The 19,545-nt window shown below is 58.9% G+C and carries 17 protein-coding genes and 1 pseudogene; 8 read left to right on the forward strand and 10 right to left on the reverse strand.

What is annotated here, in order from left to right:
- Positions 1-161: 161 nt before the first annotated feature.
- From BMY35_RS37935 to BMY35_RS28370, 4 genes are all read right to left on the reverse strand, one after another.
- On the reverse strand, positions 162-476 hold the full coding sequence (locus BMY35_RS37935) for a hypothetical protein (RefSeq protein WP_143080761.1): 315 nt from the start codon (positions 474-476) through the stop codon (positions 162-164).
- Positions 477-484: 8 nt separating this feature from the next.
- Positions 485-853, reverse strand: coding sequence for a hypothetical protein (locus BMY35_RS28360; RefSeq protein WP_143080762.1), 369 nt, complete (start codon positions 851-853; stop codon positions 485-487).
- Between the two features lie 49 nt (positions 854-902).
- Positions 903-1,559, reverse strand: coding sequence for a hypothetical protein (locus BMY35_RS28365; RefSeq protein WP_093206338.1), 657 nt, complete (start codon positions 1,557-1,559; stop codon positions 903-905).
- A 302-nt stretch (positions 1,560-1,861) separates the two neighbouring features.
- On the reverse strand, positions 1,862-2,296 hold the full coding sequence (locus tag BMY35_RS28370) for a helix-turn-helix domain-containing protein (protein WP_093206339.1): 435 nt from the start codon (positions 2,294-2,296) through the stop codon (positions 1,862-1,864).
- A 156-nt stretch (positions 2,297-2,452) separates the two neighbouring features.
- Between BMY35_RS28370 and BMY35_RS28375 the strand changes: the two are divergent.
- A pseudogene (locus BMY35_RS28375) lies at positions 2,453-3,423 on the forward strand (IS5 family transposase).
- 156 nt (positions 3,424-3,579) lie between these two features.
- Here the strand turns inward: BMY35_RS28375 and BMY35_RS28380 are convergent.
- The 3 genes from BMY35_RS28380 to BMY35_RS39130 all read right to left on the reverse strand — a co-directional run bounded on the left by BMY35_RS28380 (position 3,580) and on the right by BMY35_RS39130 (position 6,358).
- Entirely contained in the window at positions 3,580-4,143 is a 564-nt protein-coding gene (locus BMY35_RS28380) for a helix-turn-helix domain-containing protein (RefSeq protein ID WP_256229952.1), read from the reverse strand.
- A gap of 769 nt (positions 4,144-4,912) precedes the next feature.
- Positions 4,913-5,770, reverse strand: a complete 858-nt coding sequence (locus BMY35_RS28390) for a hypothetical protein (RefSeq protein ID WP_093206341.1) — start codon at positions 5,768-5,770, stop codon at positions 4,913-4,915.
- 201 nt (positions 5,771-5,971) lie between these two features.
- Entirely contained in the window at positions 5,972-6,358 is a 387-nt protein-coding gene (locus tag BMY35_RS39130) for a helix-turn-helix domain-containing protein (RefSeq protein WP_371287202.1), read from the reverse strand.
- 310 nt (positions 6,359-6,668) lie between these two features.
- Between BMY35_RS39130 and BMY35_RS28400 the strand changes: the two genes are divergently transcribed.
- The 7 genes from BMY35_RS28400 to BMY35_RS37940 all read left to right on the forward strand — a co-directional run bounded on the left by BMY35_RS28400 (position 6,669) and on the right by BMY35_RS37940 (position 17,125).
- Complete coding sequence (locus BMY35_RS28400; protein WP_093206343.1) at positions 6,669-9,785, forward strand: N-6 DNA methylase; 3,117 nt, start codon at positions 6,669-6,671, stop codon at positions 9,783-9,785.
- The gene (locus tag BMY35_RS28405) at positions 9,778-10,527 is read left to right on the forward strand and encodes a hypothetical protein (protein ID WP_093206344.1); all 750 of its coding nucleotides are present in this window, start codon (positions 9,778-9,780) and stop codon (positions 10,525-10,527) included. The genes BMY35_RS28400 and BMY35_RS28405 overlap by 8 nt, the downstream gene beginning before the upstream one ends.
- A gap of 65 nt (positions 10,528-10,592) precedes the next feature.
- Positions 10,593-11,000, forward strand: coding sequence for a TolC family protein (locus BMY35_RS28410; protein WP_256229954.1), 408 nt, complete (start codon positions 10,593-10,595; stop codon positions 10,998-11,000).
- A gap of 29 nt (positions 11,001-11,029) precedes the next feature.
- Positions 11,030-11,344: a hypothetical protein gene (locus BMY35_RS28415; protein WP_093206346.1), complete on the forward strand. Its 315-nt coding sequence runs from the start codon at positions 11,030-11,032 to the stop codon at positions 11,342-11,344.
- Between the two features lie 626 nt (positions 11,345-11,970).
- A complete protein-coding gene (locus BMY35_RS28425) occupies positions 11,971-16,314 on the forward strand; it encodes an NACHT domain-containing protein (protein WP_143080764.1) in 4,344 nt (1,447 codons plus the stop codon).
- Positions 16,315-16,325: 11 nt separating this feature from the next.
- Positions 16,326-16,829 (forward strand): hypothetical protein, encoded by a 504-nt coding sequence (locus tag BMY35_RS28430; RefSeq protein ID WP_143080765.1) that lies wholly within the window; start codon positions 16,326-16,328, stop codon positions 16,827-16,829.
- A 20-nt stretch (positions 16,830-16,849) separates the two neighbouring features.
- Positions 16,850-17,125 carry a hypothetical protein gene (locus BMY35_RS37940; RefSeq protein WP_218153026.1) on the forward strand — a complete coding sequence of 92 codons (276 nt, stop codon included), beginning with the start codon at positions 16,850-16,852 and terminating at the stop codon, positions 17,123-17,125.
- A 138-nt stretch (positions 17,126-17,263) separates the two neighbouring features.
- On the opposite strand, the gene BMY35_RS28440 is transcribed toward BMY35_RS37940, so the two are convergent.
- Genes BMY35_RS28440 through BMY35_RS28450 form a run of 3 tightly spaced genes read right to left on the reverse strand, consistent with a single transcriptional unit; the run spans position 17,264 to position 19,456 of the window.
- Positions 17,264-18,097 carry a metallophosphoesterase gene (locus BMY35_RS28440; protein ID WP_093206351.1) on the reverse strand — a complete coding sequence of 278 codons (834 nt, stop codon included), beginning with the start codon at positions 18,095-18,097 and terminating at the stop codon, positions 17,264-17,266.
- Positions 18,094-18,546 (reverse strand): HAD domain-containing protein, encoded by a 453-nt coding sequence (locus tag BMY35_RS28445; protein WP_093206352.1) that lies wholly within the window; start codon positions 18,544-18,546, stop codon positions 18,094-18,096. Before BMY35_RS28445 ends, BMY35_RS28440 begins: the two co-directional genes overlap by 4 nt.
- A 31-nt stretch (positions 18,547-18,577) precedes the next feature.
- On the reverse strand, positions 18,578-19,456 hold the full coding sequence (locus BMY35_RS28450) for a metallophosphoesterase (RefSeq protein ID WP_256229886.1): 879 nt from the start codon (positions 19,454-19,456) through the stop codon (positions 18,578-18,580).
- Positions 19,457-19,545 lie beyond the last annotated feature (89 nt).

The raw sequence follows: 19,545 nt of genomic DNA on the forward strand, positions 1-19,545 counted from the left end.
CATTCACTTTGTATTGATCTCGTGTCACATCGCTTGACCGCAAGTTTCGGATGGCTATGTGCACATATTCATTAGCACGGCGCTCAAACTCATCCATCGTCATTGTGGGCACTCCCCCATCCGCATTGCTCAGGTTCACAAGGTTATCCATGGCTATTCCTTCAAGGGTGAGTGTGGGACTTGGAGCCGTTTTTTGCGACTATATACCGACCAAGCATTTCGGCGTAATTTCCATAGAAATCCGGACGGATATGACGATGCTTCTTCATTGCGGTGTGAAAACGTGCATTGTGCTCAATTCTTACCTTCAGTGCATCAAGAATGTCTTCGGAGGACGGCGTCACGATGCCCACATTTTTCAGTTCCTCCCATGACTTTGACTCAAGAAGGTCAAACATGAGGTGATGGTCGTCGTAGAGCTTGAGAAGTCCAAGACGGTGAAGGCTGTCACGTTCGGTAGGAAGAAGTCGCCTCATTTTTTTGTTCAGTCCATTTTGAAGGCAAGGATGGCCGAGAAGATGACAACTGCAGCGAGGCAACTGACCACGATCCACGCCTGCCAGGGCGCAGTGATCTCGTAGCAAGTGAAGCCGGCAAGTCCGGTGAGCACCACAAGCACACCTGCCAGCACCCGTGCGAACCATCGAAGGAGATTCACGATTGGAGGCGGAGTGGGGCTCGCGAACATGGCCGTCGCATAGACGCTGTAAACGAATCCGAAAACCGCGAGGTCGAGCGACCCGATGACAAAGCACCAGTCCAAGATCGCCTTGGCATCAATGGCTGCAGCCGGAACTGTTGACACCGTGGCAGCTACAGCCGCCGTGATAGTAGGACTGAGTGTTGCGGTCAAGGGGCGCGAGAGATTGTTGAAGTATCTGCAAATAGGACGGTAAGCCCTACTAGTCCGGGTTTACTGCTTTCATAGGCGAGAAGCGCTCTTCCTTCCGTGTGATCAATGGGAGCGTTCGGCTCGCCGTCAGCCAAGATATTCCGAAGGCGATCAACCCCACTGCTTCTCCATAGAACACTAGTCGTGGTACCGCGCGGGAAAATGCGCCGCCGAGAAAATGATCCAAAGCAAGCACAGCGATCGAGAGTGCAATCGTGAGGCCGCATATGGCATAGATGGCAGCCCGGACATCTGCTTGCGGATAATGCTTGTCTCGTGCTCGCCCATAGAACGCGTAACAGAAATACGTCAGGATCAGGAACATCACCGAGGCAGACAAACCGTGCACATAAGGCACGAGCGCCGCGTGTGGCTTGCACTCACAAGGAAAGAGAGCGACGCCGAGCGCCGCAATCGCGGCTACCTTGCTGAGCACCATCTCCGATGGAGTGAGCCCGTTGTACGACAGCAGAAATGCTGCGATGGCAAATAGAAAGCCGATGAATACGGCCTGAGACCATCCACCCTGGTAGTACGACGCACTGATTGAATCGATAGCGTCTTTGGCGAATGCGCTGGTCAGGCCCGCAAGGCTGAGCGCCACGACTCCGACGATGAGCTTGGTCGTGCGATGGTCAATCTCGGCACGCTTTGGCACGGTTGACATGACAAAACCTCCTCGACTAAAAGCATTGGGCAAACCGGAGCCATCTACGCAGAATCACCCAAAGTGATCCAGAAGATGGCGCATGGTAGGCTACCTGTGAACTATCGCCATCCCATAAACGATGGAGGGCTGGTGGTCGTATCTGCGCGCAAACTCTGCGTGTTCCCTGGAGAACGCAACGGTGAGCCTGCACTAGGAATCCAATTTCGGGCGGAAGCCTGTCAATGTGCCCACGCCGACCGTCACCGAAGTAGAAATTCTCCAAAGACGAACGAACAAGGAGTTCGCATTGTGGGTCCGTATCAGTTAGCGAGGCGCTCCGCGACCTCACGCGCGCCGAGGCCTCGTACTCCCGCAAGGCTTTCGAGTTGCGCCGCCCGCGGACGAGCCTTGCCTTGCTCCCAGTGATAGATCGTCTGCCCAGAGACGCCAACCAATTGGCCATAGCTCGCTGCAGATAGGCCGAGCTTTGAGCGGTGCGCGGCAAGCCTGGCTGCGCTGAACCTGCGCTTCGTATTGGTTTCGTCACCCTCCGAATCAGTGGCTGCGGCCGAGCGCGGCACACCCTTGGCGGCACGCCGAAGTTCTTTCTCCAGAGTGCTCACCTGGCGGCGTAGCTCGGCGATTGAGGCACGATAGGCAGCCGAGGCCTTCTTGAGTGTCTCAATTTCTGCTCGCACTTCCTTGCGAGCAACGCGGGAGATTTCGGTTTTGAGGATCGAGGCGATATTTGGCATGGGCGCATTCTGTCGTTCTATTCTCACTCCGCCAGTAGGATAAATTCCTTAGAGCGAGGCTCTTGTACGAACTCCGGCCTTCTGTTGGAGGGCCAGGGCTCTAGGGCTACGCTGAAAAAGGTCCACCGCCATCCCGGCTGATTCGTTGACCAGAGCATGAAGCAACAGACCTTGGCGATGGCCGCAGACAAAGGCTTTGAGCATTCCGCCGCCCGACGAAGCGGGACGTGTTCCTCAACATGATGGACAAGATCCTGCCCTGGCAGGAGCTTTGCGCGGTGGTGCGGCCGCACTACCCCAAGGGCGAAGGTGGGCGCCCGCCGGTCGGGCTGGAGCGGATGCTGCGCATGTTGTTCGTGCAGCACTGGTTCAACCTCGCCGATGAGGCGTGCGAAGAGGCGCTGTATGACAGCGCCAGCCTGCGCAGTTTCGTGGGCATCGACCTGGGCCGCGAGCGCGTTCCAGATGCGACGACGCTGCTGAAGTTTCGCCGGCTGCTCGAGAAGCACCATCTTGGGCAAGCGCTGTTCGCCAAGGTGGGTGAAGTGCTGCAAGGCCATGGCCTGAAGGTGGGCACCGGCACGATTGTGGATGCCACGATCATCAGTGCGCCCAGTTCCACAAAGAACGCCGACAAGAAGCGAGATCCAGAGATGCACCAGGTGGCCAAGGGCAAGAACTGGTTCTTCGGCATGAAGCTGCACATCGGCGTAGACAGCCGCACGGGGCTGGCCCACAGCGCAGTGGTCACGGCGGCCAATGTGCACGACAAGCACCCACTGCCCGAACTGCTGCACGGCGAAGAGTTGAAGGTCTACGGAGATTGCGCCTACGCGGGCCAGCAGGAGTTGATCGCCAGCAAAGCGCCTGCGGCGCTGGACTGTACCAACGAGCGCGTGCGCAAGGTCGATGGGGTGCCCGATGAGGGCCAGCGGCTGCGCAACCGCAACAAGTCCCAGGTGCGCGCGCAGGTCGAGCACGTGTTCGGGGTGGTCAAGAGACTGTGGGGCTTCAGCAAAGTGCGATACCGTGGACTTCACAAGAACGCGACCAGGGCATTCACGGCCCTTGCGCTGGCCAACATTTACATGAGCCGAGGGTTGCTGCTGGTGCGCGTGCGCCCGTAAAACACAGAAGGCCGCCGAAAGCGGCGCGCCGATGCACAGACACGGGCAAAAACTGTCATCACTGAGTGCCGATCAGCGCAATCCAAAGCGTGCAGCACGCTCGACCCCGAAAAGGGTGGCTACTTCAGCGTAGCCCTAGTTTGGCGCGGACCAGCATCATTCACGCAGCGTGAAAACCACCGAGAGGTATGAGACTGGCTGGGAATGAATCGCCTCGATCCCATGCAGCGCTGTCGCCTCGAACAGTAGCGAATCTCCTGCCCTCACATCGACCGCCTTGGCGCCATACCGGTAGGTGACCTCTCCGGACAGGAAGTACAGAAACTTGAGGCCTGGATGCTGGAAGGTCACGTAGGGCTCTGCATCAGGCAGCAGCGTGACCAGGTAAGGCTCGGCAAAAAGATTGCCTGACAACAGGTGCCCTAGCAGCTCATACCGGTAGTCCGCCACCGCTCCGATGCGGTCGACCACCAAGCCATGGCCAGCTCGCACGTGGCAGAAATCGGTGCGACGCGCCTGATCGCCAAAGAATCGGGAGATCGGCACGTGCAAGCCCTGAGCGATGCGCTCAAGTGTTTCCACCGAAGGCGAAACCAAGCCTCGTTCGATGCGCGAAAGCATCGAGGCGGAAATCCCGGACGTTCGGGCCAACTCACCAGCGGAGGCGTCGGCCGCCATGCGAAGGGCTTTTATCTGTGCGCCGATGCGTGACGCCGACAAACTGCGTACGGGCGCTGTTTGCTGTGGCCGAGCACGGGTCAAAGATGCGGGGAGTCGCTGGGGGCGCGATGTTGGGAACGGGGAAGGAGCCTGGGCTTTTCTCATGGTGTCACCACTCGCACTCGACGATGACATTTATTTTGCCTTGACAAGGCTGCCGCTGGACTCCAAGTTGTCGACGACGCGGGCCCGCACTAAGCGCTCATGGGCTGCAGATCGTGAGGGGATGTGTGAGTGTCTGATGACACTCGGTGCTCAGCGGTTACAACTGCGTGGATGATGCGCAGGGCCCTGAAACCCATAAACTGGGCAGCAAAGACCGCCGATCCCTTATCGGAGTATCAGTATGTACCCGCACATCATTCTGCCCGACCCTTCTCGCGGTAAAAACAAGACGCATGTCTACTTGCAGCTCTGTCGGCCGAGTAAAGAAGTGCCTACTGTCGATCGGGCGATGCGCTATCTCAGAGGCCTTCCGAGACCGATCAAGTTTCAGTCATTGACTTCCAAGGGCTCTGACTTGACAGTGCGAATCGAGCTCTGCGCAACGCTGGGAATCATTGCAGGCTATACAGCTCATCAGCTCCAGAAGGGAGAGCCTGAGCTATTGGAGACCTTGCGCGTGCTCGAGGCGAACGGCTTGGAAGTTACCAGTTGAGAGCCTGCACAAGGTCGATTCGAAGGAGCGAGTTCTATCAAAGCCAGGGCACGTTCTTGGTCGTCACGCCGATGCTTGCGCATGGAATGCCTGGGCTATTGCTCTGGTCTTTCAGTCCTGTCCGGTCCATTCCGGCACTGGCTTTCCGGTCAGGGCTGTGACCTGCGCGTTGAACCCGTCGCGCTCCAGGATCTTGTTGCGGATGAATTCCACGGCCTCCTCGGGACGAAGGACCTGCAGGCCCAACTCCTCGCTCAACCTTTTGCTGTTGCCGAGGATGCCTCCGGGTTGTGAGTTTGAGCCGCCATCATTGGTAATCAGGATTGCGTGCCATTTGATCGCCTCGCATACAACCTCGACATCGTTTGCTTGGTTATCGTTTGTTGCCTTGCCCCACAGGATGGCTTCAACCTTCGAATAAGCGTCGTCTTCCTCCGCCTCGCCGGCTTCATTGATGGTGAAGATGTGTGAAGCTGCCTTTTTTCTACGGGCTTCGGCGCCGGTACCTCCGCCTGCTTGAGCTTCCGTATGTGCTATGCCGGACATGACCAGGCAGATGACGCCATTGTCACGCCAAGTCTCGAGCTGATTGACCGCTTCCAGTTTTTGCTTTGCATTGATGAGGTTCGCATCGAGTTGAAAGACCGGCGTGGAGAGTAGGCGTGGCCGCACGTACTTGTGGAATTCCATGGTCGATGCTTGTGGCGATGCGGGCGCCTCGTCCTCGAGATTGAACAGCTTGAAGGCGCGGCGTTCTATCTCGCCGGCTGCCTTGACCGCAGTATCGAGGTCGGCGCCTTCTCCCAGTTGCAGATTCAGATCAGACCAGTTGCAGCCGTCATGCTGCCCGGGATCACGAAGCCTGTACTTCCACGTCAGCTTGCACTCGTGACAGCCGTCGATCTTGCGGATCTCGGAAGTCAACCAGGCATTCAGTTCCGCGGAGGAGAGGATCTTGCGTTCGAGCATGGGACTCGCTCCAGAGTGAAGATGGACACTGCAGGTGGAGAAGACCGCTGCGCCGCGCAAGCGCGGGCGGAAGTCTCCGTAGCTGCCGACGCATCTGCATTTTCGCCGCAAGCGCTTCGAGTTGTGTGGAATCCGGGCGCGCCTTGGCTCCTGTACGGCAGGTCCTTGCCCGCCCAAGGCGTTATGCGCCTCCTCCAGGGTTTATCGCCCTCGCGGAGGTTTTCCCCTTGTTCGAGACCTCGTCGATGCGTTTACGGATGGTGACTCGCCCAGTTCGAGGCTCTGAATCAAGTGTGCCAGTGCGGTGCGCGTGCCCATCATGTGCGGGCCCCGAAGGCGGTCGCGCACCAGGATCAGGAGCGCATCCAGCGTAACGTTTGCAGAAAATGATGCATCCAGAATATTCACACATTGCATAAGAAGTTTCGCCGGAGGCTCGACGATGCCTGCCTCGTAGCGCGAGATCAACGACTGTGTCGTGCCCATTCTTTGCGCGAATTGGGTCTGCGTGTCGCCAGAGATTCGCCGGGCGCTCTTCACCACGCCTCTGGGCTCCCGGACGGGCGATTCGACAGAACTGTTTGGCACGAGATCAGGGGCAATGCATAATATTCACAAGGTGGATATTTTGTACCATCATTACCCTTTGTCAAAAGCACTCGCACCGCATGTTGAGCCGTGCGTTTGCGATAAGATCCGCGCCGGGTCGTCGAGGCCTCCAGCGAGGGTGAGCCGCGCCTGCAGTCCAGACGGCCATGGGTCTTCTGAGGGTGGCGTTGCTGGTGAGCTCGGGAGGCTGTTGTTCGCGGACGTGATGCATCGCGGCAGCTCGCGTTTGCGCGCATCGGCGTTCCCTCTCGCAATCACTTCTCGACCAGTCGCACGCTGAAAGAACGCAATGGGCACGACCGTTTCAGCCGAACTGCTCAATGAGCTGGAGGCACTGGGCGCTCCTCGTTCATCCGTCCATGAACTGGATCGTGCGTCCGCGAAGAATGTCTCCTACCTGGATTTGACGCGTGGCGTGAGCGTGTCGTGGAGTAGCAGTCGGCGCGTTCAACCCACGGCTGTCGTCGAGTACGAGCGCAAACCGATTCTCTATGTCGTTGACTCGAGCTCGCTGGCCGGCGGGCCCGAAGGGCATGCTCATGAAGTTGAGGCGCTTCGTACCAGGCTTGCCTGCCGGGGCGATGTTGCCTGGCTGGCCGTTCGCAAGCCCGGTGTGCTCACCATCTATTCGCTCGGCTTGGGCTCTCTTCCCGAAGGGGTCACAGTCGAGCCGGCGAAGGTCGGTCGGCCCACGTTCATACAGGACCTGGCGATCAAGGGCTGGGGGGCATTGGATGCCCGTGCATCGCAACAGGCTGCGATAGGCCAAGTCTTCCACGACGTACTCCTGAAGCTGGTCACCAATGCAAGTACCCAATTGCTGGCGTCACCTGCGTTGGTCGGGCGCGTGGATGACGTACTGTCGCTGGTGGGGCGCGCGCTTTTCGCTCGATTCCTGGTCGATCGCGGGATCATGAACCGAACCACGTTTCCCGACTTCCCGGGCGACCATGTCACGTGCTTCGATAACGCAAAGAATGCCGCGCAAACCTGCCGATGGCTTGACCACACTTTCAATGGCGAGTTGCTGGAGTTGTCGAGCGACAACTACGCTGCATTCTTTTCTGAAATCGAACGTGTGGATGACCGGGCTTTCGAACCGCTCGCCCGGATCCTCTTTCATGCTCCCGACGGCCAACTGCTCATCAGGGAGACGTGGGGCGATATTGACTTCGCGCACGTGCCGGCCGGTTTGCTCAGCGAGGTCTACGAGCAATTCGCGCATGCCCATGGGCCTGTTGCGCAGGACAAGGACAAAACCAAGCTGGCCAAGGCCGAGAGCATTCACTACACCCCTCGGTCCGTGGCAGGGTTCATTCTCGACCAGGCATTTGATGCCATTCGAACTAGGGCGAAGAACGAAGCGCGGATCCTCGATCCCGCAGCGGGCGGGGGCGTTTTCCTCGTCCTGGCATTGCGGCGGCTGGTCGCGGCAGAGTGGGAGGCCAATGGCCGGCCAACGCGCAAGCGGTTGCGCGAAATCCTCTACGGTCAGCTCCGCGGCTTTGATATCAACAACTCGGCGCTCAAGCTTGCCGCGTTGAGCCTGTATCTGACCGCGCTGGAGCTCGATCCGGATACGGATGACCTGCAAGACATCGCTTTCGATCCGATGATCGGGCATGTCCTCTTGCTGACGCGGGGGCCTGAGGAGGCGCATCCCAATTCGTTTGTTCTCGGAAGCCTCGGGCCTACGGTCACGTCGGAGCATGACCAGAAATACGACCTGACGATATCGAATCCGCCGTGGACATCCTGGAAGGGAGACGCCGCAAAACGGTTGAATCTGGCGGTCAAGGAAATTGTCAAACGAGTGGCTGCGGCACGCTCGGCAGCACCGTCGGAGGAGCCGACGCTGCTCGATAGGCTCAGTCGTTTCAAGAACGCTGACGCACGGCCGGACCTCGCGTTTGTATGGCGCGCCATGGAGTGGACCGTCGACAACGGGGTCATCGCGTTCGCCCTTCACGCTCGCCTGCTCTTCAATCGCGAGGGAACTGGGGCGGATGCTCGCAATGCGCTGTTCAGCGCGTTGCGGGTGACCGGCATCCTCAACGGCACGGCCCTGCGCAACACAGCCGTCTGGCCCAACGTGACGGCCCAGTGGTGCCTGTTGTTCGCGCATAACCGGGTGCCCCGCGCCAACGACGCGTTTCACTTTCTCAGTCCTCAGATCGAGTCCGGCTTGAATGAGTCCGGCACCATGCGCGTCGACTACGCCAGTGCCACGCCAGTCGAGTTCGCAAGGCTGTCCTCGCAACCAGACCTGCTGAAGATTCTCTTCCGCGGTACTTCCCTGGATGCGGACCTTTTGGCGAAGCTTCGTCGGCGCAACCTTCCTACGCTCAAAGCATATTGGCAAGGCGAAGGCTTGATGGCTGGAGAGGGCTATAAGGTTGCTGGCGACAACCCCAAGCCTGCACCGGAGATGCAGGGATGGCCGGATCTGCGCAAGTCCAGGAAGGAACGGGTCAACCTGGGTTTCTCCGTAGACGTCGCCAAACTGGATGGGTTTGATCACGATGAGGTGGAGCGGGCTCGAGATCCCGGGATCTACGATCCACCGTTGCTGGTGCTCCCCGTTTCCATTCAGTACCAGCGGGACAATGGCGTGGGCTTCATCTTTCGGGAGCGTGTCGCGTATTCCGAATCCTTTTTTGGATATTCGGCAGCGCAATTGCGTGAAGGGGCGTCCCACGATCTTGTGCGCTATCTTCATGTGCTGACAGCGAGCGCATTGTTCATCTACAACGCCTTGATGACGAGCTCGCAATTCGGAATCGAGCGGGAAACGCTGCAGAAGGAAGACGTCGATTCGTTTCCTGTGATGCCCTTGAGTGCACTCACAAAACAGCAGCTGAAGTGGGTGCGATTGACCTCTCTTGCGATCGAGATGGGGAAATGTCCGTGGGATGTCGTGGATGAATGTGTGGCCGACATCTACGGGCTTAGTAAAGCCGATCAGCAAGTCATCAAGGATACGTTGTCGGTGTCCTTGACATACTCGGATCGACGGGACGCCGCCGAGCGGCCGCCGACGGCGGTTGAAATCAGGAGCTTCGTTGCCGAACTGGGCGAGCGACTGCAGGCGCATTTCAGCATCGTCAATGCACCTGTCAGGATCACGTTCGACGAGATGCCAAATGGCGCATGGTGCTTCCTGAATGTGACCTGCGGCAACCAGGCTGTTGAGCCTTGGCTCCACCGCTGGCTGATCGAGTTGGGTCGGCAGTCAGGCTCCACGCAGATCTTTGCCGAAGCGGGGCCGGGTCATCTCGGCATCGCGATGCTCGCCCAGTACAGATACTGGACGCTTTCGCGAGCCCGGCTTTGCGCGCGAACCGTCATCAGCCAGCACAGCGACCATCTGCTGCGCAACCTTGAGGCGGTTGTAAAGCATGGCTAACTCGATGATGGACGAAGGCGCACTGGAGCCTCGAGTTACGAGATTCTCCAGCCTGGAGATCTACACCATCGAGCAGGCTCTGCGTGAAGTCTGGGCGCGCCTGAACAGCGATCCTGCCTGGCTAGCCAAGGCGACTACGGTTTTTGTAGAGGATGATTTTTCTCAAGCGATCGTTCAGAAGATCAACCAGTTGATTGGCGATGTGGCCCTCTGGAACGGATGCCCGATCCTTCATCTCCTGAGCGAAACCGTGGATCCTTTCCCCTCCTACAATACAAAGAACACGTCACACCAGAAGATTCAGCACGGCCAGTCGGCTTTCGACACGATTCCTGATTTCTTCTTTCGGCGCAGGACCGAGCCCGGCAGAAGTCCCATGAGCGATGGTTTCTTCATAGAGGCGAAGGTTATTGACCCAGGCAAGACGATGGCCAACTACTGTGGCAAAGGCCTGAAGCGCTATGTCGATGGCCTTTATGCATGGGATATGTCGCAAGCAATGATGCTCGGTTACGTGCGCAAGACAACCCAGACCCTGCCGACGGCCCTCAAGAATCATCTCAGCGGGAACGGCAAGAAGGAGGAATACCAACTCCAAAGCGGGCCGACAAAAACTGACCTGTCGCAAATGGAGATCTGGATGCACGACACCGTGCATGGGCGCCCCAATCCTCATCCCGAAACCGGCGCCGCGAACTGCGCCATCACTGTTTTCCACCTTTGGTTGAGGACTCCGTGTTGATCTCCATCCAGAAGTGACCCACACTGTCGGCTTCGTTCTACCAGAACGGGCGGCCTGGCCAGGGCCTGAACTCGACGCCGACACGAGAGCGGCTGGTAGGGGTCACGCTGAACCTGCCGATCTTCGAGGGCTTCGCGCGAACGTACAAGGTTCGAGGTGCTGACGCGTTGGTCGAACAACGTGCAGCGGAACTGCTGGACGTGGAGCATCGCGTGGCCATGGAGGTGGTTCAGGCCTACTCGGACGCTGCCGCCGCGCTCAGAAATCTGGAAGCCTCGGATACCTTGCTGCGTACCGCGCAGTCTTCGTTGGCAAGTTCGCGACGCAGGTATGAGAAGGAGCCGCCGATGTGCTTGAGATTCTCAGCATCCAGAAAGCTCTGGCTGATGCGCAACAAGAGCGTATTCGCTGCGTGTCGGAGTGGCGCTCGGCGAGCTTGCGAGTGGTTTCTGCGGCGGGCCAGCTCGGAGTGATGAGAGTCAGAGGCGCGAGCCGGAACTAGATGGCCAACGACTCAGTCGGTGATCGCGTCCTGGCGTTGCTCCCAGGGGCTATGCAGCAATTCTGCGTGCCAGGCTTTGCCGAGAACGATCTCTGCGGACTGAATGGCATCTCCATTCTCTTCGCCAAGGATGTGTCGCCGAGCTCATTGATCCACACCCATCCATCGCAGAGCGCTATCGGACGCGGACGGAGCGCTGACAATGAGTACGGCCATGATCGGCTCGACCATCGTGCGCCCCGGGTGATCCAGCCTCTGAGCGAGGCTGAAACGACGGCGGCTCAATCCTCTCAGGTGAACCGGCGCATTGTGTGACGCCAAGCCCAATATCGGGCCGGATGTCAATGACATGAACGCGGGAGTTGCCGCAAGCGATGTGGGAATAAATTGGTCTGCGCAGCTACAAAAGGAGTGAGATATGCCGCAGTACTGTGTTAACAAGACCGAGCAAGCGAATGGAGACCATGAAGTGCACGCGGAGGGCTGCCAGTATTGGCCTCATCCGTCAAATGTTCAGCCCTTGGGCTGGCATGCCAGCTGTCAGCCTGCGGTGCAAGCGGCTCGGGCCTTTTATCGCCAAGTGAATGGCTGTCGATTCTGCTCGCTTCCCTGTCACACTCAATGAACTGAGTTTGTCACTATCCAATGAGGCGCGACCTAACGCGCGGGCCCGTGCGTTCCCATGGCTTGCATTGCCTCGGTGAGGTCTCAGTTGCGAACAATCGGCCGAGGGCTTCAAGATATCCCTTCGCAGGAAGCGTAGAGGTCTCCAAGAAACGGATGAACATGTCGCTCATTCGTGAATGCTCATCAGGAATGCCGCGAGTAAAGAGGGTGGAGCTGGTCGCTATCGCATTGGGAAAGCAGCTACTACTTGATCGGAGGGGACGATGCTGTGTAGAGCGAATCTCACGACTCTCGGGGCCTTCACTCTGAAGAGGGTGCTTACGCTTCTGCTCGTCGGCGTCGGGAGCGCACAGGCGCAGCAGGTCGGTGCGCAAAAGCAGCTTCAATTCCTTCCGCTGGAAAAAGTCGCTGGACTGGAGGTGATCCGGGATGTATCTAGGCAAGATGCCGCTCGGATTGCGGACGGTTGGACCGCGGCGCTCTCATCAGAAGACCCCAATCTTGCTGTGGGCCTGGTCGAGCTGCTGGAAAATGCACCCACTGAGGTTGTCGATGAGATTGTGGTGCGACTCGCCAAGGACAACGCACTAGCTCGTGCGCTGGAGGCGTCCGCAAGCAGTGCGGCAAAGGACCGCTTGCGTAATTCGAATGTCCTAAATCTTCGGAAGCTTCGTGATTTCGTTCCCATGGACTTCGAACAGCAGCTTCGTGACGCTGTCGAATCCAAGAGCGGTTCATCCGAAAAGGTTGTTGCGTTGGCCGCCTATTCGCCCGGTTTCCGCAGGCTGCCTCAAGGCGTCGTTACCGTAACAATGGACGCGTTGGATGCAGGAAACCTGAATGAGGATGCGAGGCGTGAGCTGGCCGATTTGCTGGCATCCCATTCACTAGATCTGCGTGAAGTCGTCGACCGACTGATGGTGTGGCGCGACTCTTCGGCCACCGACGGGCTCGCCGTGCAGAGGAGGAGCCTTGCCCTCACCGTCCTGCTCCTCCTTGACAAAGATGTGACGGAGCCCCTCCTTAGGCAGGCGTTCGCCTCGCAGGACGTGGCCGCTACCCGGGCTGCGCTCGTCGCGCTCGGCCGAGACGGCACTCCCTGGTCCAAGGGAATCGCCGAGCTCGGAGTCGAACAGCTCAAGGGCGCAGGTCACCTAGATGACTGGAACAGCGCCTACCGAATCCTTGCGCAGCGCGATCCGGGTGTGCTGGAGGCCCAGTACGAGCGGATTGACGCAACGGAGGCGGCCCGGATCTGGTCTCCGGAGATGACTGCGGCCTGGGTGCGTCACGCGCCGCCATCGGCGAGCAGGTCTGTGGCCAACTATCCATTGGATCTATACGCTGCTCAAACGAACGACACCGGAGCCTGTGCAAAGCTTGAGTACGAATTGGCGGTCTTGGGGGCGCAGGCTCGGATAGGCATTCCGACGCTCGCTAAGTTTTGGCAACGGGCTGTTCGCGCGCCTCATGGGTGTTCTCGCGATATGGGTGAATCCATCGATGCCTACCTCAGCAAAGTCGGGCAGAGCGAGGATATGAATGCCGCGCTGGGCACATTGGTGACACAAGGCCTAGGAAGCCTCGTCGGATGGAATCACGGGTCCGATGCGTTGAGCGCTGCTTTGGGGCCGGCGGCCGCGGCACGAATAGCTACGAAGGACGCGGCCTCTGCTAAGGAATTCACCCTGGCCCAGATTGCCCCCCAGCCTGGCGCACTCTCGAAGTTGAAATATTGGGAAAAGCCGGTCCCCAAAGATCTCTCGCAGCTTGGCTGGCACCTGCGCGTTCTGCAAGCCGATCGCAGCGCCCCCGATACGGCATTCATGACGGCGGCGTCCATTGCCAGTTCCCGGCAAACGCCTCCTGTTCCTCGTGCGCAAGCCTTGTTGGCGATAGCGGCAGGAGGGCGGCTTGCTCAGTATCAGAACGCCTTCAGCGATGCCTTGGTGAGCGATGACAAAACCGTGTCGGAGATCGCGGCAAGGTTATGGGCTCGCGAGATTCTGCGTGGGGCCCTGAGTGCAAATACGCTGAAAGAACCTTCGGACGAAGCATTGCACGTCTTCGTGATGCGACAAGACATCACGCTCAACACCAGGCTTCTTTTCCTTTCGAGCTTGGTAAAGGTCAATCTCAGGCACGCCCTCCTCTATTCAGAGCTGCAGAATTGGGCGGAGGCTCCGGGGGAAGGCTGCTTCGTCTTGGCAACAGCAAAGGAGACGCCGCTATCTGTGGCGGGGAACATCTTCGGCGCCGCAGCTTCAAAGCCGGACTCGTCCGATGAACTGAGAGCATGTGCCGTGCTGCTGTTCAAGCCGGCAACGCCGGTCGCGTTCCTAGCGCGGAACTGGGCGGGCCTGAGACCATCTGAGAGCGCAAATGCGCTTCCGACGCTCAGGACGCTTTGGGAAGCGCCCGAGTTTGGCTCCGCGACCTCTGCTACAAAGAGTCAGATGGCAACCCTGGTGTCTAACGCCGCGCCCGCTGAGCCCTATACGCCCGCAGGGCAGGCGATGCTGGGTTGGTGGAGCCAAGCACTCAAGGCGATCGACGCGCCGCAAGCGGGTCAAGTGTTGGCAGAGCACCGAATGCGCAGATTCGTCCTGGCTCTACTGGCCATTCCGGGGGTAATTGCTCTGCATCTCACACTCTGGGGCGTTCTCCTCCTCTGGTACCCGCGGTCAAAGCGACTGCAGTCCATCGTCTTCTGGAACCCCGTCGTGCGCAAGTTGCTCGGGTTGGGCTACATGGATCTTGTTCTGCTCTACGTGCCCTTTGCCAGGAAGCGGCTCTTCAGCCCCTTCAAGGAGCTCTTTCTCAAAGGTCTCGTCGGTGGCGGCACCGAAGCCTTAGACACGAAGGCATATTTCGCGGAAAGCTTGGTCAAGCACAAGGCGGCCGGCGTCGGCATAGCCGTCGGGACGGATGCCAACGCAGTGCCTATCGTTGATGCGCTGAAGACACATCGCGGGAGGGTGCTTCTGCAGGGAAAGTCAGGGCTGGGGAAATCCAGTTACTTGCGCAATTGGCTCTCGCGTCGAGTGGCTGACGGGGAAGGGGCTATCGTCTATCTGCGAGCCGACGAGTGCAAGAAGGGTGTGGAAGCGGAAATCCAGGCACGAATGTTCGATGTCGGAGGCGACCAGAAGTTGCTGCGTTCGGTCATCTACGCTGGCAGGATGTCCGTCTACATCGATGGATATAACGAGGTGGACCTCGCGACCCAGGAGGCAATTACATCATTCCTGGCGTCGTATCCGGACGCGAACATCATGGTGACAAGCCAGATCCCGTTGCGCGGGCTCAGCAGCATCGAAACCTACGAACTGCTTCCTCTGGATCGAAGCCAGATCACCCAGTTTCTGCTTTCTCGCGAGGACGTCCTGAGCTCCGATGCACCGATCAGAGGAGACCGGTTCCGCAGTGTCGCGAAGGCCTTCCTTGAGGACACCTGGGCCAAACCCAACTCGGAAGACGAAACCAAGGCACTGGCCGAAATCCTGGCAAATCCCATGGATCTCACTTCGGTTGCATTATTGTTGTCCAGAGGGGGCGTGCCGGAACTCTTTTCCTTGGAGCAGCAGCAATTCAATGGTGTGCGGCAACAGATGGCCGCGCAATCCGAGTTTCGGATCGCGGGGTTTTCCAAGGCGCTACTTGAACAACGCCTGAAGGACCAGGAAGACCTTTCCCTGCTGCCATTCAAGCCCGAAGTGGCCGGACTCATCTATGCAAAGCTTGCAAACGTCAGGACATTCACCGATCCCTCGGGAAAAGCGAACGCTCAGGAAGTTCGCTTCCGTCACGACCGGATACGCGATTTCTTCACCCATTTCGCATTGCTTGAATTCTCGCCCGCCGAGCAAGCGACCTATGCGACTGACACCCGTCTCGCCGGCGTGTTCCCATATCTGGCGCGTTCAATGCCCCAACAGGCGGCAGAGGATCTAAGGGAAAGACTTCTGTCTGTTGCCGCCGACGTGGAGGACCACCGTGTAAGTGACAGCTTCGTGAGGGAGTACAGCTGGCGACAGCGGCTTTCGTCGGCGGACCCAGCGTGGATGCTGTCGTTCGACCTAAGGTCTGCGAGGGAGGCCGATGCGAAGCTTGGCGAAATACAGGGGCAAAGAGCGGAGTTGGCGTCTAGCGCCGTTACTCTTCAGCAAGACATTGCGAAGTCGAGGCACTTCACCCGTCTGTTGACCGAGTCTGACCACGCCGCGATGGTTCGACTTGCGGCAGAGACGCTCGTCGCGCTGGGCGCGAGCGATTCGTCAAAACCGATAGCGCTTGGCCCGATTCTGAGTTCTCCCCATACACTCGAGTTCGTGGTCGTTGCACTCGTGCAAGCAGAAGCCATCTGTAAATTCCATATCGACCTGCTGTTGGCACGGCTTGATGGGGTGCAATGCAATGTACTCGTCGTGGCGAACTGGGAAGTGAAGCAATCTCCTGATGCACGACCGCCATCGGATCTGCAGGCCTCGCTGCATACACGCAGCTCCCGAATTGCCGTCGTGACAAGTTGTCTCCTGTACGAAGAATATCGTCGCCACGTCGATGAGCACCTTGAGGCGCAACTTTGGCAAGCCCTGGCGAACCGGTGGGGGGCGAGTCAGGCGCCTGTGGTCGACATGCCTGAAAGGATCGCATGATGTGGAGCCGCATGCTCTACATGATGGTCTGTGCCGCCTGCATGATGGCGACGATGACATCCTATGGTTCGGAGCGATTCGAAAACAGCTACATTGCGTTCTATCTGCCAGACGGATGGAGCTGCAAGCAGGAGGGGACCGAGTTTGTGTGCTCGCCACCCGGGGGGCGGCGCAACAGACCGGCCATCATCATCATGACGGCCAAGTTCGCAGGGCCGGATGACAGTCTCTCAAAATACGTCGAGCACCTCAACGCGAAGACAAAAACCCCGGGCGTTTCCATGACCCATGCGCCCAGACAGCGAAAGATTCGAGACAGCGTGTGGGTCGATGCCACGCTTTTCAACTCTGAAATTTCGAACTACTACACGCGGTACATGGCAACCATCAAAGGCGGCATTGCCATCCTCTACACCTTCGCGGTACACAAGTCGAAATACGATGAGTTCATCGGAAGTTCCGAACTCGCGGTCGACAATCTCGAAGTCAAAAATATTTCTGGACCCAAGAAGTAGACAGCGCGGGTTTCATCTGGATGATTCTGGAGAAAGCTTCCTCTCGCTCGTTTTTATGGGAGAAAGAGGTGGACAAGGTTTCGCTTGGCAAGTTGCGAGAAGAGTTGAAGAAGCTCGACGTCGCCGTTGACATGATGTCGCTTGCAGATAGAGCACATGGAGCAGAGGCGATACGCGACCACTTTTCCCGACATCATCGAGCTTTGACTGCGCAAGATGAGAAGGTACTTGCTGCGTTTGCAGAAGACAAGGTGGGGTTGTCCGAGTTTGCGGAGCAGTTCGAAGGAAGAATCTAGGCGCAGCTGGTCGTCCGCGAGGAAGATGCCAGAGAGCGCCACTTTGACGCCGACATCCAATTCGGTAGCGCATGACATGGATCCATGGTCCAGAAGCCCCCGCGAGCTGTGTCGATAGCGGGAGTCCTTCAAGAATCTCTAGTCGCTATCTTGCAAGAGCTCGATGATCAGGCCAGGATCGAACGCCTTGTTCTCGATCCGACCGCTCCAATTTACATAGCCGCGGGGATTGCACACCACCCGGCAATTGCGCACGCGATAGTCGCACCGCTGGTGGGTATGACCGTGGAACCACAACACGGGCACATCGAAGAAGGTTTCTGGAAGCTCGCTGACGAAGGCGCCCGAGGACCAGTCGCTGGCGTAGCGCTGCGCGAGCGAGCCACGATGGGGCGCGTGGTGCGTCACCACCACTGTCGGTCCGGCGAAAGGTGCTGCCAGCCTCTCGCACAGCCAGGCACGCTGCACCTGATGAATCCGAAGCGTGTCGGCCGCTTGCAGCTTTCTTCCCTGCTTGTGACGCCAGGTGTCGGGTTCCGCCGACTCGTCGGGTGCCCGGATCAGTGTGTAGTCGTTCAACAGGTTGGTCGCCATCTTCATGGCGCGTGCTGCGTCGCTGATGAGTCCTTCGGGCGTCTCGATGGCGAGCGCGAAGTCGGTCCATAGTGTCGCGCCGAGGAACCGCACGCCATCGATCACTACCTCGTCACCATCGAGCAGATGGACATTGGTTCCTTCCGCTTCGCGGCGCGCCTCGGCCAGGGTCGTGTCCAGGCGGCCGTCGTAGTATTCGTGGTTGCCGAGCAGGTACACCACGGGCTTGCCGCGGAAGCGATCCATCGCCCATTGGACAGCGCGCTTGGCTGGCGAGTGGATGTCGCCGGCGAGGATGACGACATCGAATTCGAGATTGGGCTCCGGCTCGAATGGCGCGAACTCGAGGTGAAGATCGGAAAGGATCAGGAGTTTCATCGGGAGATCCCTTCAAAGCGAGCGCGAAGCTCAGTACTGACCTTGTTGTCGAAGCCGGTGAACGAGCCGCACGTCACCAAGTGGTCTTTGCAGTAGTTGAACTGCCAGTACGCGTCGTCGAGCGCGACCCAAGGCTCATCAACCGCATCGTGGATCTGGAGCCAGGCGAGGATTTCTCCTTCGCGCTGCCCGTACGGTGGAGGGAAGCCGAAGCCTGAATGAGGTGTCGCGCCGAGGATCCGGGCCCGGATGTCGCTGGAGAACGGCTTCAGCAGAGTCTTGTAGAGAAGCTGCTCGCGCCAGGACGAACTGATCACGATCTTCACGTGCGGGAATTCGCGCAGCAGCGTTTCCAGGCGCGGCAGGAAGCAGAAGTCGACACCGCCGTTGAGGATGTGATCTTCTCCTTCCGGATGCAGAACGCCATCGAAGTCGAGGAACAGGATCATGCCGGGCCTCGCGGTCTGCTCGTGTCGGTCCTCATACGACACCGCCGTGTTGGATGGCGATGAGCATTCGTCGCACCTTTTCCGAATCGCCTTTGGCGGCGAACGCAGCAGGCGTCTGGCCGTCCAGCAACTCGTGCGGTCTGTTCAGCCAGGCTTGAGCGGCTTCGCCGAACGCCTGGGCCGCGAGGTCGAGCAAGTCCTGAGGAAGGCTCTCTGACCCTGCCCCTTCTGAAGGAACTAGAGGCCACGCCAGGTGGGAGCCCATGTCGACCCCGAAGGCACGGAATGGCGCCGCTGCGGTCATCAAGCCTTCCGCGACGTAGTCGATGTCCTGGTGGTGGTGACCGTGGATGACCAATTGGACGCCAAGCGTTTCGGCCAGCTTGTCGATCGCCTGCCAGCCATGCGGATGCGCCGCCGGCGCTTCGTGCGTCACCAGGATGTCCGCGGGTCCGCTGCGCAGCAGTTGCTGATAGGCGTGCGGAAAGATGGAGGAACGGTGCTTGCGGGAAATCCCGTCGCGCCACCGCTCCTCACGCTTCATGGTTCGGCGCATGGCATCGCTCGACAGGAACGCCGCCTCTTCGATTGGCTGTCGCGGATCCCAGATCTTGCTGCGGAAGATGCCGCCCAGCCCTGCGATCTTGTAGCCGGCGATCTCGACGATGCGCCCGTGGAGGTTGTGATTCGCGAGCTCCGATCCCCATAGGTTGTCGTGGTCGGCGTTTGAATCGGTATCGTGGTTCCCGGGAATGAACCAGACCTCGGTCAGGTTTAGGACCGGCTCCAGTTCGATATGCAGGGGCTGACGCGCCTGGATGTCACCCAGCAGTACGATCGCCTCGGGGCGAAGGAGCTCGACTGCGGCGATTACTGGCTCGAGACCGCCATGCGGGTCTCCAAAGAACATCAGCTTGGGTCTCGGTTGTCCGTGCCCGGATTGCACGTGGAGATCTGATGAGATGCCTGGTTTCATTTCATTTACCGGACGGCACTTCA

The organism is Variovorax sp. YR750 (assembly GCF_900109805.1).
Lineage (GTDB): Bacteria > Pseudomonadota > Gammaproteobacteria > Burkholderiales > Burkholderiaceae_C > Variovorax > Variovorax gossypii.

What these genes read in the sequence shown, in the direction of transcription:
- BMY35_RS37935 (WP_143080761.1), bottom strand. Translation starts at nt 476, where the DNA reads ATGAGGCGACTTCTTCCTACCGAACGTGACAGCCTTCACCGTCTTGGA.
- BMY35_RS28365 (WP_093206338.1), bottom strand. Translation starts at nt 1,559, where the DNA reads ATGTCAACCGTGCCAAAGCGTGCCGAGATTGACCATCGCACGACCAAG.
- BMY35_RS28370 (WP_093206339.1), bottom strand. Translation starts at nt 2,296, where the DNA reads ATGCCAAATATCGCCTCGATCCTCAAAACCGAAATCTCCCGCGTTGCT.
- BMY35_RS28390 (WP_093206341.1), bottom strand. Translation starts at nt 5,770, where the DNA reads ATGCTCGAACGCAAGATCCTCTCCTCCGCGGAACTGAATGCCTGGTTG.
- BMY35_RS28400 (WP_093206343.1), top strand. Translation starts at nt 6,669, where the DNA reads ATGGGCACGACCGTTTCAGCCGAACTGCTCAATGAGCTGGAGGCACTG.
- BMY35_RS28405 (WP_093206344.1), top strand. Translation starts at nt 9,778, where the DNA reads ATGGCTAACTCGATGATGGACGAAGGCGCACTGGAGCCTCGAGTTACG.
- BMY35_RS28415 (WP_093206346.1), top strand. Translation starts at nt 11,030, where the DNA reads ATGGCCAACGACTCAGTCGGTGATCGCGTCCTGGCGTTGCTCCCAGGG.
- BMY35_RS28430 (WP_143080765.1), top strand. Translation starts at nt 16,326, where the DNA reads ATGCTCTACATGATGGTCTGTGCCGCCTGCATGATGGCGACGATGACA.
- BMY35_RS37940 (WP_218153026.1), top strand. Translation starts at nt 16,850, where the DNA reads ATGATTCTGGAGAAAGCTTCCTCTCGCTCGTTTTTATGGGAGAAAGAG.
- BMY35_RS28440 (WP_093206351.1), bottom strand. Translation starts at nt 18,097, where the DNA reads ATGAAACTCCTGATCCTTTCCGATCTTCACCTCGAGTTCGCGCCATTC.
- BMY35_RS28445 (WP_093206352.1), bottom strand. Translation starts at nt 18,546, where the DNA reads ATGATCCTGTTCCTCGACTTCGATGGCGTTCTGCATCCGGAAGGAGAA.
- BMY35_RS28450 (WP_256229886.1), bottom strand. Translation starts at nt 19,456, where the DNA reads ATGTTCTTTGGAGACCCGCATGGCGGTCTCGAGCCAGTAATCGCCGCA.